We start from the raw sequence: 13,030 nt of genomic DNA, 5'->3' as shown, positions 1-13,030 counted from the left end.
ATTGTGTAAAAGAATAAAGGAGTGGTGCGGGAAAGAGGACTTGAACCTCCACGCCTTGCGGCGCCAGATCCTAAGTCTGGTGCGTCTGCCAATTTCGCCATTCCCGCAGTATCATATCCAAAAAAGGATAGTGCTATAAAAGCAAGGCGCAGATTCTACTTCATTAATGTTTAAAAGTTTCTAAATCCACTCTTTAATCTCATTTACAAGATGTGCCGTATCCAAACCAAGAGATTGCTCTACAAGTGTTGTATTGCCGTGCGAGACAAATCTATCTTTAATCTCAAAGCTTTTAAATTGAATATCTTTAATATTTTCTTCTGCTGCACATTCAAGGAGTGCGCTCGCAACGCCACCCATATAATAACTATCACTAAAAACACATATATGAGTATGTGTTTTAAATGCTTGATTTAACATATTTTTGTCAAGAGGTTTCACAAAACGCAAATCTAGCAAACTCGGCTCATAACCCTCTGCACTTAAAGCCTGATACACTTTATAGGCTCTGCCTACACCATTGCCATATCCTACAAGCAGCATTTTCTTACCACTTTTTAACATCTCTGCTTGCCCTAGCTTAAACTCACTTGGAGCAAAGATACCCTCTTCAAGCGCAAATGAGCCACGTGGGTATCGGAACGCACAGGGTGAATCATTGTAATGATAAGCAAAAGCTACTGCTTGTTGCAAACTTGCATTATCACGTGGTGCAAAAAGCACCATATTGGGAATGGAGCGCAAATAAGCAATATCAAGTAATCCTTGATGAGTTTCACCATCTTCGCCCACAATACCCGCTCTGTCAATGCAAAATCGCACAGGTAATCCTAAAATCCCCACATCGTGTATTATTTGGTCATAAGCGCGTTGTAAAAATGTTGAATATATCGCGACAAAGGGCTTAAATCCTTCTTTTGCCATTGCTGCCATTGAAGTAACTGCGTGGGCTTCACAAATTGCAACGTCCCAAAATCGCTGCGGATATTTTTCAATAAGCCTATCTAAACCTGTCCCACTTGGCATTGCAGCAGTTACACCAACTACACTTTCATCAGCCAGATAAGATTCTAAACTTTTAGAAAATACTGCCGTAGGTGATTGTGAAGCGGAACTTTTAAGCGCAGAACCTGTGCTTACATCAAAAGGACCAACTCCGTGCCAATGCTCAAATCTACCCTCTGCAATTTCATAACCTTTGCCCTTAAGTGTTTGTGCGTGAATAATCACGGGTTTTCTCATTTCTTTTGCTTTTTGCAATGTGGCAATTATGAGCTCAATATTATGTCCATCAATGGGACCAACATAATCAAGCCCTAATTCTTCAAACAAAATGCCCGGCGTGATAAGCTTGAGAGATTCTTCAAATCTTTTAGCAAGATAAGTAGCAGAATCGGGCATTTTTGTAAGAGCTTTTTTAATTCTATCGCGTATTTTTTGGTATATAGATGTTGTAAGAATCTGTGAAAGATAGTTACTAATTGCTCCAATAGGCTTAGAAATACTCATTTTATTGTCATTTAAAATAATCACCATAGGATATTTTTTATCGCCCAATTCATTGAGTGCCTCATATACAAGTCCTGCACTCATTGAACCATCACCTATCATTACCACAGGCATACTTGCACTTTTCTTTAATGCTAAAGCTTTTGCAGCACCGATAGCAAGAGAAATAGAAGTTGAGCTATGTCCGGCTATAAAATAATCACTTGGAGATTCTTTTGGGTTACAAAATCCACTTAAACCACCAAATTGCCTCAAACTAGAAAAATCATTCCACCTTCCTGTAAGAAGCTTATGTGCATAAGCTTGATGAGAAACATCAAAGATAAAAGGATTCGTGCTTGCATCAAAAACCGAGTGCATTCCTATGATTAAATCTACTGCACCTAAAGTAGAGCTAAGATGACCGCCGTTAGAACTTACAACCTCCAAGATTCTATGCCGAATATTAGCAGCAAGTTCTTTAAGCTGTGTAGGAGAACATTTACTCAATCTCTCAAAAGGGCTCTCTTGCTTGTCAATATGAGCTAAGAAATTTCCCACATCAAGTGTTTTAACTTCCATTTTTCTTCCCCTCTTATTTTTGCTCTAATCACGCATATTTTCAAGCACAGATTGTTTGAGATTCTTATAGCGCGACATAATTGTGCCATCAATATTGCCATTATCGCTCACAATAACTACTCCTCCGAGTGATACAGCACTATCAGAAATAAGCTCAACTTTTGCATTATCTTTGAGTTCCTCTTTCAAAAAAAGATAATCACTTGGATTGACTTTAATTTTAATATTTGTAGCGTCCATAATAGAATTAAGTAACTCTTTTGTCAGATTTAGTGCAATTTTTTGCGAATTTTCACTGACTTCATTCATAATGACTTCTTTTGCAATATCCACTGAAATAGCACTTAGCTCCTTTTCTAAATCCTCTAAATGTTTTTGGCTTGTTTTAAGCGCATTTTCAAGCGTAATAATAGAATCTACCAAAGCTTTTTTTTGCGCACTCACTTCAGCAAATAAATCTTCTTTTGCTTTCTCTTCCGCCTCTCTAAAACCATCTTTGTATCCCTCTTCACGCGCACTTACAACCCGTTGTTCGCTTTCTAATTGGAGTTTTTCAAACTGAATTTGCAATTTTGCAAGTGAGCCAGAAAGATCATCTGTTTTTTGCAATAAGCGCTCAACAAGTTCTTGCTCAAGTGTAGCAATTTTTTGCGCATTACTTTGTATATTTTGAGAAAGTGCCTCTGCTTCATCTTGTGGTATTTGTGATGCAAGTGTTTCCATATGAGCAGAGGCAGAAGCGATTTCTTTACTTGATTCTATCATCTCATTTGTGATACTTTTAAATTCATATTTTTTAATATTATGATTTTTAAGTCGCTCTTGCCCAATAATATTTTCTTGATTAAGCAATGACATCGTCTTGTTCTCCTAGTTGGACTAAACCTTGCTCTGAAAGGGTCTGAACTACCTCAACAATTTTTCTTTGTGCGTTTTCTACATCACGCACTTTCACTGCTCCAAGGAATTGCATTTCCTCCATAAACTGCTCACTTGCACGTTGAGACATATTGCCCATAAACTTTTGCTTTAAATCATCAGGGGCAGATTTAAGGGCAAGTGTAAGGTCTTTTTTATCAGCAATTTTAAGAATCTCTCTAATAGCGTTATTATCAAGTTTTGAAATATCTTCAAAGGTAAACATCATCTCTTTAATTTCAATAGCAAGCTGCTCATCAATTTGCTCAATATGAGAAAGTGTCGCTTTTGCAGCTTTTTGTCCCAACCTGTTGAAAATTTCTGCAACAGAACGTGTGCCACCCACTTCAACTTTGTAGCTTGTAAGAGATTCGAGTTTGTTTTCAAGCACTGCACTTACGCGTTTAACAACGCTTGGTGAAATATCCCCAAGGTTTGCCATACGAATAGCTACCTCCGCACGCAAATCATCAGAAAAATAACTCAATGTCTCTGCCGCTCCACTTGCGTCCATATGTGCAAGGATAAGTGCTATTGTTTGAGGGTGCTCGTTAATAATAAAGTCTGCGAGCTGTTGTGGGCGAATCTTAGAAAGATAGGCAAAGTTTTTTTGAGATTGCATTGTTTTGGCAAGCTTATCTAAGATTGCCTTTGCAGCATCTGGTCCAAGAGCTTTAATCAATAAATCACGCGCATAATCCATACCACCCGTACTAATATATTGATTAGATTGAAAAATAACATAAAACTCTTCCAAAACAGCTGCACCAATGGCTTTATCCATTCCCCCTAGCTGCGCAATTTGCTTACTGATTTCAGTAATTGCATCAATATCAAGATGATGAAAAATTTCAGAAGTAATCTCATCACCTAATTGCATCAACAAAATGGAAATTTTTTCTGCCATTGAAAGTTCATCATATTGTGCTCTTTGACGAGGACTAAGTGTGATTGCCATATTTACTCCTTATAGTTATTTGGGGCTAATACCTTCAGTAATATCAAGCTCATCTTTAATCAATGTTTGAAATAATGAAGCTATTTCTTGAGGACGTTCTGCAATAACATTACGCATTTTCTCAAGCAATACTTCATATTTGATGTTATCTTCATCAAGCCCAGAACTCAAACCAAGCTGGTCTTCTACACGTTTTCGCAATTCACTAAATTTATTTAAATCATCATCGTCATCACCATCAATTTGCATAAGAGATTCTATATCATCATCTTCCTCCTCTTGCACTTCAAGCATACGCTCTGCAAATGGTGCAACAATTTTTTTGTAGAAAACAAGGAGAATCACTGCAACAATGACATATTTTAACAATGGCATAAATGGACTAAGATATCGCTCTACTTTATCAGAGAAAGCTTCCCAAGCATCTTTTGGACGATAATCAAGCTGTGTGTTTCTAAAGGGCATATTAATCACCTCAACTTGGTCGCCTCGCGCCTCGTTATAACCAATCGCTTTCTTGACACCCTCTAAAAACTTATCCATATCCTCTTGAGAGCGAGGAGAATATTCTAAACGTGGCTCACCATCTTCACCTATAACTTCTTCATAAGTGCCATCAATCATTACAGACGCACTCACTCGCTTTAAAACCCCATAATGCTCTGAAATACTACTCACTTTTTTGCCAATTTCATTATTTTGGACAACTTCGCTTTCTTTTTCCCATTCCATCATTTCATCATCTTTTAAGCCCTGCACAGGACCAATATTGCTTACCACTCCGGGAACACCTCCAATTTGTGGCGGACGGAATCCTTTTCGTTCTTTTTCATACTCTCTAATACCGCGTATAACAGGATTTTGGTCAAACTCTTCTTGGGTAGAATTACGCACACTAAAATCATAATCCATTGTTACTTGGGCTTGCACACCATCGCCTACACTTGGCTGCAAAAATTTGATAATCTTTGCCTCCATAGCATTTTCTGCAGCTTGTTGGTATCGCCTTTGGAAGGCTGCTTTTTTTGCCAAAACACCTTGCAAGGCTGCTTCATCTTCTTCACCAAGCAATTCACCCTCTTGGTTGATAATTTTAACATTCTCTGGAGTCAAACGCTCTACTGCTGCGGCAACGAGATGTTTAATACCGATAACTTGCTCGGTTGAAAGAAACATATTATCACGCACTGTGAGCTTCACAGAAGCAGATGGTGGGTGTCCGCCTTGAACAAAAAGTGATTCTTTGGGCATTGAGATATTTACAATCGCTTTTTCAATAGGACGCAAACTCTCAATAGTCTTTCCAAGCTCATTTTGTTTAGCAATAAGATATTTCATATCTTGGGTGAAAGGTGTCTCTCCCACAGGACTTTCAAGCAAAATATCAAAACCTACATTTTTACTTGTCTTTGGCAGTCCAAGTGAGCCAAGTGTAATGCGCTGCTCATAAACATTATCTTTTGGCACCATAATAATATTATCTTGAGGGATTTTATATGGGATTCTATCCTGTTGGAGCTTTTGCAATATTAATGCGCTATCTTCTGCACTTAAATTACTAAAAAGCACTTCATAATTTTCATATTCATTTTTTGTTTCCACTTTAAAAAGAACGAGATAGGTTAAAAAACTAATAAGCACCACAAAAGTTGTAAGGATAATGATTCGCTGTTTCTTATTGAGCTTATTTAACACCCGAGTAATTTGTTCAAAAATCAGTCTTAAATCCACGAATATCCCTTTTAGTTATGAGTTTGCAAATATGCTTTTATGAGTTCAAATACGCGTGTATTCTGCTCTGCTTTACCAATTGTTATGCGAAAAGCATTCAATCCATAAGAACGTAAATTACGCACTATTAAACCCTTTTGCAATAACCAATCACATAAATGCGAAGATTCTATATGCGAATGCAAAAATGTAATAAAATTTCCATATGAAGGAATAAATGTAAATCCTGTTTCATTAGCAAATGCTTCATATCTTGCCATTTCAATAGCATTGTTTTTTATACACTCATTCACAAATGCTTGGTCTTTTAATGCAACAAGGGCAGCTTGCAAACTAAGTGTAGTAACATTAAAAGGTGGGCGCACTTTATAAAGCATAGAAATAATATGCTCATTTGCGATACCATAGCCTACACGCATACCTCCCAAACCATATACTTTTGAGAATGTCCCTAAATAAATCACATTACTAAAACGTTCAATAAGCCGCTTAGGATTAATAGCCTTTGCCTTGTCTTTATAAGCTGCAAACTCTTGATATGCGCCATCTACAATAACAAGCGTATCTTTATCCACTGCTTGTATAAACTGCTCAATAGCTGCTACATCTAAACATTCACCCAGAGGATTATTTGGCACACATAAAAACACTGCGCTTATATGCTTTTTTTCTTTTGCGCTCTGATAAAGTTGTAAAAACTCTTCCAAAATATGCTCATCACTTGGTGTCTTAGAAATTTCAACACCAGTAATCTTCGCATATACCTCATACATAGCAAAAGTTGTTTTTGCCATAAGCACCTGTGCATCGTGATGATTGAGTGCTTGCATACAAAATTCAATAATTTGATCGCTTCCCGCACCAATAATAATATGCTTAGACTCTATATTGAAATGCGAGGCAAGAGCATTTTTAAGCTCATACATAGAATCATCAGGATACAAAAAAGCCTTATGCGCATTTTTTTGGAGAGATTCTACTACTTGAGCAGATGTGCCATAAGGATTTTCATTGCTACCAAGCTTGATAATATCTTCCTGCCTAATACCATATTCACGCACGACAAGCTCTATTGGCTTCCCTGCCTCATAAGTTACAATTTGTTTCAATGTGCTCCGAAACACTGCCGTATCACCTCTTAATCCATTAATTGGTTTGAATTCAAAAAAATAGCTTATTTTATCTTAAAATATTTATAAGTTTCTTTAAAATCATATCTTTTGGCTTGTAACAAAAATTTGCTACAATACATTAGCAACACAATGAAGAAAAACTCTAAGATGCAAGGGATAACTCTAAGATGCAAACACCGCAAAATAAACATATTTCAGAAATTACACATATTTTTCGCGAATATGATATTCGTGGCATTTTTGGTGATGACCTCACACAAGAAGTTGTATTTGGTATAGGGCAGCTGCTTGGAAAATATATTAGAGAATCTAAACTGCCTCCTTGCATACATATTGGCTATGATGCACGCACACATTCACCCACTCTTCTTCTATGGCTTGCACAAGGCTTTGCATCAGCGGATATTGAAGTGTATGAACTTGGACTTGTGCCTACTCCTGTGGCATATTTTGCAACCTTTAATGCCATAGATTCTATTACTTGTCCTCATTCTATAATGATTACAGGCTCACACAATCCGCCTCAATACAATGGCTTTAAAATCACTATTAATCAAGCGCCTTTTTATGGAGAGCAAATTCGTGCTCTTGGTGCGAAACTTAGCACATTGCTCAATCAACGCAATCACAACATTTCCCCACATATATATCAAACCCAAGCATATAAAAAAATCAATGCTCTTGGAGCTTATACAAATTATCTGACAGAATCTTTTACCTCACTTAAGAATTTTCCCTATCCCATTGCTGTAGATTGTGGTAATGGCGTGGGTGGTGTAGGCATAAGGAAAATCTTAGAAAATCTCAATATTAATTACACACCACTTTTTTTTGAACCAGATGGCACTTTTCCCAATCATCACCCAGATCCAAGTGAGGAAAAAAATCTCATTGCGCTTAAAGAAAAAATGAAATCAGATTCTATTCCTATTGGAATCGCCTTTGATGGCGATGCCGATAGACTTGCACTTTTAACGACTCATTATAATTATAAGGGCGATGAGCTTGCTATTTTGTTTGCTCAAGAGATGAAAAGGCGATTTTTAAGCCCTATTGTCATTGGTGAAGTCAAATGCTCACAAGTGATGTATGATGAGATTAACAAAATCGGCAAAGCAGTGATGTATAAAACAGGACATAGTAATCTCAAAGTCAAACTTAAAGAGCTCAATGCCCATCTTGCAGCAGAAATGAGCGGACATCTCTTCTTTAATGACCGATATTTTGGCTATGATGACGCAATTTACGCTTCTCTTAGAGTTTTAGAGCTATTTTTGCACTTTACACCAGAGGAGCTAGAATCTACTATCAATGCACTACCTCATCTTTACAGCACAGAGGAGGAGAAAATTCCTACCACAGAGGAGGAGAAATTCACTCTTATTCACGCACTTGGCGAAGCATTGAAAAATCCTCCTGCTGATTTTCCCTATATTAAGGATATTATTAATATTGATGGATTGCGCGTGATATTTGAAAATGGTTGGGGGCTTATAAGAGCGAGTAATACTACACCTGTGCTTGTTACGCGTTTTGAAGCTACGAGCAAAGAAGAATGTGAGTCTTACAAAACTCATCTACTCGCTCTTCTTAGAAATTGCCAAAAGACTTAAGGACACGCTATGCCACAAACATTGCAACTGACAAACCCTATGGATATGCACCTGCATTTGCGTGAGGGCGAACTTTTAGAATCTGTCCTGCCTTTCACTACTCAAGCCTTTAGTGCAGCCGTTGTTATGCCAAATCTTAAAACGCCAATTACAACTACTACACAAGCTCTTGCATACAAAAAGCAGATTCTATCGCTTTGCTCCTCTCCATTTGAACCACTTATGAGTATTTTTCTTACACCCGAACTTGATAAACAAGAACTCATACTTGCCAAAGAAGCGGGCATTAAGATTCTTAAACTTTATCCTAAAGGTGCAACAACAGGAAGTGAGGGTGGAGTAAAAGATATTTTATGTGAAAAAACCCTGCAAGTTTTTGCCATAGCAGAGGAGTTAGGTTTTATCCTCTCTATACACGGGGAAAGCAATGGATTCTGTATGGAGCGAGAATATGAGTTTTTACCCGTATTTGCATATATTGCGCAGCATTTTCCACACCTTCGTATAATCATTGAGCATATGAGCGATAGACGCAGTCTTGAAATGATTGAAAAATATGAAAATCTCTATGCTACACTCACACTACATCATATTACTATGAATCTTGATGATGTATGTGGCGGAATGCTTAATCCTCATCATTTTTGCAAACCTATGCTCAAGACGAGAAAAGACCAACAAGCCCTGCTTCAAGCGGCATTAAAGGCACACCCAAAAGTAAGTTTTGGTTCGGATTCTGCACCTCATTTAGCATCTGCAAAACTTAGCTCAAAAGGCGCAGCAGGGATTTTTTCTGCTCCGATTTTACTCCCAGCCCTTACTGAAGTTTTTGAATCTCATAACACCTTAGATTCTCTTCAAGCTTTCGTGAGCGATAGGGCGATTACAAACTATGGATTAGAGCATTTCCCGACAAAGTCTATCACGCTTGAGCGCGTGCAAAATTCTGTTCCTGCTTACATTGATACGCCTCTTGGACATATTATACCCCTCAGAGCACAATCCAATCTCTCTTGGCGCATCAAAAAGAATTAAACAAATTTAACACCTAACCTACATAAAATCCAACTTGTGATTTCATCTGCCAAAAAGAATTCATTTGCCACCAAAAATGTTTTACCACTATAAGATTTCTTATGACATTTTGCCTCATCAATCAAAGGTTGAAGAAAATTATCATCATCAAATACCGACATATCCACTCCTTTAATACACCTAAGACCTAGCATTATCCGCTCTAATCGTAAATCTGCTTCACTTAGCTCTTCTACCAATCTGTAATAAGGATTCTTAATATATTCTTTAAGATTTGGATATGTCCGCATTCGCACACGCCCCACACGCCCCACAGCTCCTGCTCCACAGCCTAAATATTCTTTACCCTGCCAATATCCTAGATTATGCTTACACTGGGCATTTGTATCACATTTGACATAATTTGATACCTCATATTGAGAGAATCCACTTTGTTTGAGACATTCTCTTGCCCACAGGCTTAATTCCTCATCTATTTGAGAATCTATGATTTTTGCATTGTGTGAAGAAGTTACTCTTTTAGATTCTAAAGCAAAGCGCGAACCTTCATCAATACTCAAAGTATAAACCGACATATGGCTTAATGGCAAAGCAACTGCTTGAGCAATTTCTGATGATATAAGTGCCCTAGAATCTAAAGGTGTATTGATAATTAAATCACAACTTATATTCTTAAATCCTCCATTATACGCATTCTCCACGCATTGAGTAATCTCACATACACTATGTTCGCGCTCTAAAAAAGCAAGCTTATTTTCATCAAAACTCTGAATCCCAATGCTCAAACGATTTGCTCCCAGTGATACCAAATCCTTGCACCATTGTGCGTTTAAATAATTCACATTTGCTTCAAGGGTGATTTCACAATCTTTTGATAGAAACGCGTTTTTATAAAGAGTAGCAAAAATAGTTTCATAATGCTCACTACGCAAAAGATTCGGTGTGCCACCACCAAAAAAAATAGAGCTAATATGCGAATAAGGATACAAATGACACAAAGTATGCTCTATGTCCGCACAAAGTGCTTGTATGTAAGGTTTAAAATTATCCTGCTCTGCCACAAAAGAATTAAACGCACAATAACCACATTTACTCCCGCAAAAGGGAATATGAATATAAAGCAACACAAATACTCCTTGCAGCCTTTATGAGCATTAAAATAATGTTATATATTATATCCTATAATGCGACAGATAAATTATAGAATCTCAAAGGCAAAGGTATGAAATCATCTTGCACACAAGAAAATCTCCAACACGATACACCTACAAAAAAGTATCGTCCCAATGTTGCTGCCGTGATTCTCTCAAGTGCATATCCGAAAGAATGCCGATTTTTTATTGCACAACGTTCAGATATTAAAGATGCGTGGCAATTCCCTCAAGGAGGCATTGATGAGGGGGAGAGTCCAAGAGATGCACTTTTTCGTGAGTTGCGAGAAGAAATAGGCACAGATGAAATAGAAATTATTAGCGAATGCCCAGAATGGATACAATATGATTTTCCCAAAAATATGTCAAAAAAAAAGTATAAGGGCTTCGCGGGGCAGATTCAAAAATATTTTTTAGTGCGACTTAAAAATGATACTACTATTAATCTCCAAACTCAAGAGCCAGAATTTAACAAATATAAATTTGTCAGCAAAAAAAAGCTCCTAGAGTATGTAACGCCATTTAAAAAAGAAGCATATAAGCAAGTTTTAAAGTATTTTAAAAAAGAAGGTTACCTCTAGTGGCATATTTTAAGGAAGAACATTTTATGATTACGCCTTTATTTTATACTCAAGGATATATATGCTAATCGTGCAAAAATATGGCGGCACGAGTATGGGAGATTGCGATAGAATCCATAATGTCGCCAAACGCGTTATTAAAAGCAAAGCCCAAGGACATAGCCTTGTAGTTGTTGTATCTGCGATGGGAGGGGAAACAGATAGACTTATTAACCTTACGCAACATTTCACGCCATTGCCAAATACACGCGAAGTTGATATGGTGTTGAGTGCTGGAGAAAGAGTAAGTGCTGCGCTCCTTGCTATTGCTTTAGAATCAATGGGCATAAAAGCAATCTCTTTAAGTGGCAGAGGCGCAGGAATTATCACTGATGAATTTCATACCAAAGCGCGTATTTCTTATGTTGATACAACCAAAATCTTTCATCTCCTCAATGAAGACTATGTAGTCGTAGTTGCAGGATTCCAAGGCATATCACAACAAGGTGAAGTAACCACGCTTGGAAGAGGAGGAAGCGATCTCTCCGCAGTAGCCTTAGCGGGTGCTCTCAATGCTGCGGTATGCGAGATTTATAGCGATGTTGATGGAATCTATACAACTGACCCACGCATTGTCAAAAATGCACGCAAATTAGAAAAAATCAGTTATGATGAAATGCTAGAGCTTGCTTCTATGGGCGCAAAAGTATTGCTCAATCGCTCTGTGGAGCTTGCTAAAAAACTCAATGTCAATCTTATTTGTGCAAGTTCTTTTAATGAATCTCAAGGCACACTTATTACTCAAGAGGAGGATATAATGGAAAAACCTATCGTCAGCGGTGTAGCACTTGATAAAAATCAAGCGCGTGTAAGCCTAGCCGATGTGCAAGACCGCCCGGGCATTGCTGCAGATATTTTTGGACTACTTGCAGATAACAATATTAATGTGGATATGATAGTCCAAACGATTGGGCGCGATGGCAAAACTGATATTGATTTCACTATTCCCAAAACTGAAGTTGCCTTTACGCAGCAAGTATTAGAAAAATTTAAAGATGATTTGGGCAATATTGACTATGATAACAATATCGCCAAAGTCTCTATCGTGGGAGTGGGTATGAAATCACATTCTGGTGTAGCAAGCACTGCATTTAAAGCATTGGCACAAGATGATATTAATATTATGATGATAAGCACAAGTGAAATTAAAATTTCAATGATTATTAATGCTCAATTTGCCGAACTTGCCGTATGTAAGCTTCATAGCGTTTATGAACTTGATAAATAAAGTGAATTTATTATGGAAAGTATCAGTGATTGGTTTTTGCGCATTATACGCGAAGATGAAAAAAAAGGCATTATGAGTGGGTGGATTGAGGAAAAACGTTTTATTTTTCTCCCTTCTATGACATATACGATTGAACATATTATCAAAGGTGGAAGTATTATTGTACTCACTGATGAAAAATGCGAATGGTTTGGGGAGTATATCATTACGCATATTAACCAATCACACAAAGGGCGTCCTTTTTTTCCCATTGTCCAAATTAAACATTTACACAATATGATAGATTCTAACAAAGAAGGTGGCATTCAAGGTTTTAAACTTATTAAAGATATGCTTGATATGATGTATTCAAATTATAGATTTTGGTATATTGGCAAAAAAAACACACGATCAGATTTTGCAAAAAACAGCGGTGAAGGGTGGTTTTGGATATTTGATGAAAATGATACATTTTTAAGCTCCACCGATGAAAAACTTGATTACAAACTCTTAAGTCTTTTTAAACTCTTTGATAGAGCTATTCTTGGAGCTATGCTCAATAGAATCTCGCTTGATATATAAATGAGAGGGGAA

The 13,030-nt window shown here is 37.3% G+C and carries 11 protein-coding genes and 1 tRNA gene; 5 read left to right on the top strand and 7 right to left on the bottom strand.

The genetic code is table 11. From position 1 onward, the window contains the following. Positions 1-22 precede the first annotated feature (22 nt). From OQH61_RS00675 to hisC, 6 genes are all read right to left on the bottom strand, one after another. Positions 23-107, bottom strand: a tRNA-Leu gene (locus tag OQH61_RS00675). Positions 108-180: 73 nt separating this feature from the next. Further along, the gene (gene dxs / locus OQH61_RS00670; RefSeq protein ID WP_266025309.1) at positions 181-2,070 is read right to left on the bottom strand and encodes a 1-deoxy-D-xylulose-5-phosphate synthase; all 1,890 of its coding nucleotides are present in this window, start codon (positions 2,068-2,070) and stop codon (positions 181-183) included. 24 nt (positions 2,071-2,094) lie between these two features. Further along, a complete protein-coding gene (gene fliH / locus OQH61_RS00665) occupies positions 2,095-2,928 on the bottom strand; it encodes a flagellar assembly protein FliH (protein ID WP_266025308.1) in 834 nt (277 codons plus the stop codon). Next, positions 2,915-3,946 (bottom strand): flagellar motor switch protein FliG, encoded by a 1,032-nt coding sequence (fliG, locus tag OQH61_RS00660; RefSeq protein WP_266025307.1) that lies wholly within the window; start codon positions 3,944-3,946, stop codon positions 2,915-2,917. Before fliG ends, fliH begins: the two co-directional genes overlap by 14 nt. 15 nt (positions 3,947-3,961) lie before the next feature. Next, positions 3,962-5,677 carry a flagellar basal-body MS-ring/collar protein FliF gene (gene fliF / locus OQH61_RS00655; protein WP_266025306.1) on the bottom strand — a complete coding sequence of 572 codons (1,716 nt, stop codon included), beginning with the start codon at positions 5,675-5,677 and terminating at the stop codon, positions 3,962-3,964. A gap of 11 nt (positions 5,678-5,688) precedes the next feature. Further along, positions 5,689-6,801, bottom strand: coding sequence for a histidinol-phosphate transaminase (gene hisC / locus OQH61_RS00650; protein WP_266025305.1), 1,113 nt, complete (start codon positions 6,799-6,801; stop codon positions 5,689-5,691). A 176-nt stretch (positions 6,802-6,977) separates the two neighbouring features. On the opposite strand from hisC, the gene OQH61_RS00645 reads away from it, so the two are divergent. Together OQH61_RS00645 and pyrC are read left to right on the top strand one after the other, a co-directional pair. Next, positions 6,978-8,423, top strand: coding sequence for a phosphomannomutase/phosphoglucomutase (locus OQH61_RS00645; RefSeq protein WP_266025304.1), 1,446 nt, complete (start codon positions 6,978-6,980; stop codon positions 8,421-8,423). Positions 8,424-8,432: 9 nt separating this feature from the next. Further along, the gene (gene pyrC, locus OQH61_RS00640) at positions 8,433-9,458 is read left to right on the top strand and encodes a dihydroorotase (RefSeq protein ID WP_266025303.1); all 1,026 of its coding nucleotides are present in this window, start codon (positions 8,433-8,435) and stop codon (positions 9,456-9,458) included. Here the strand turns inward: pyrC and hemW are convergent. Next, positions 9,455-10,585: a radical SAM family heme chaperone HemW gene (hemW, locus tag OQH61_RS00635; protein WP_266025302.1), complete on the bottom strand. Its 1,131-nt coding sequence runs from the start codon at positions 10,583-10,585 to the stop codon at positions 9,455-9,457. The two genes, pyrC and hemW, sit on opposite strands and share 4 nt — an antisense overlap. A 95-nt stretch (positions 10,586-10,680) precedes the next feature. Here hemW and OQH61_RS00630 point away from each other — a divergent pair, with 95 nt between their 5' ends. The 3 genes from OQH61_RS00630 (at position 10,681) to OQH61_RS00620 (ending at position 13,018) form a co-directional block, all read left to right on the top strand. Continuing rightward, on the top strand, positions 10,681-11,190 hold the full coding sequence (locus OQH61_RS00630; RefSeq protein WP_266025301.1) for an RNA pyrophosphohydrolase: 510 nt from the start codon (positions 10,681-10,683) through the stop codon (positions 11,188-11,190). Between the two features lie 61 nt (positions 11,191-11,251). Further along, entirely contained in the window at positions 11,252-12,457 is a 1,206-nt protein-coding gene (locus OQH61_RS00625; RefSeq protein WP_266025300.1) for an aspartate kinase, read from the top strand. A gap of 12 nt (positions 12,458-12,469) precedes the next feature. Continuing rightward, positions 12,470-13,018: a HobA family DNA replication regulator gene (locus OQH61_RS00620; protein ID WP_266025299.1), complete on the top strand. Its 549-nt coding sequence runs from the start codon at positions 12,470-12,472 to the stop codon at positions 13,016-13,018. Positions 13,019-13,030: the final 12 nt, after the last annotated feature.

The organism is Helicobacter sp. MIT 21-1697, from assembly GCF_026241255.1.
Lineage (GTDB): Bacteria > Campylobacterota > Campylobacteria > Campylobacterales > Helicobacteraceae > Helicobacter_C.
Note: the sequence above shows the minus strand (reverse complement) of the source record. Positions and strands in the feature narration are given on the sequence as shown.

Coding starts and splice junctions, on each gene's coding strand:
- dxs (WP_266025309.1), bottom strand. CDS start 2,070: ATGGAAGTTAAAACACTTGATGTGGGAAATTTCTTAGCTCATATTGAC.
- pyrC (WP_266025303.1), top strand. CDS start 8,433: ATGCCACAAACATTGCAACTGACAAACCCTATGGATATGCACCTGCAT.
- OQH61_RS00630 (WP_266025301.1), top strand. CDS start 10,681: ATGAAATCATCTTGCACACAAGAAAATCTCCAACACGATACACCTACA.
- OQH61_RS00620 (WP_266025299.1), top strand. CDS start 12,470: ATGGAAAGTATCAGTGATTGGTTTTTGCGCATTATACGCGAAGATGAA.
- OQH61_RS00625 (WP_266025300.1), top strand. CDS start 11,252: ATGCTAATCGTGCAAAAATATGGCGGCACGAGTATGGGAGATTGCGAT.
- fliH (WP_266025308.1), bottom strand. CDS start 2,928: ATGTCATTGCTTAATCAAGAAAATATTATTGGGCAAGAGCGACTTAAA.
- OQH61_RS00645 (WP_266025304.1), top strand. CDS start 6,978: ATGCAAACACCGCAAAATAAACATATTTCAGAAATTACACATATTTTT.
- fliG (WP_266025307.1), bottom strand. CDS start 3,946: ATGGCAATCACACTTAGTCCTCGTCAAAGAGCACAATATGATGAACTT.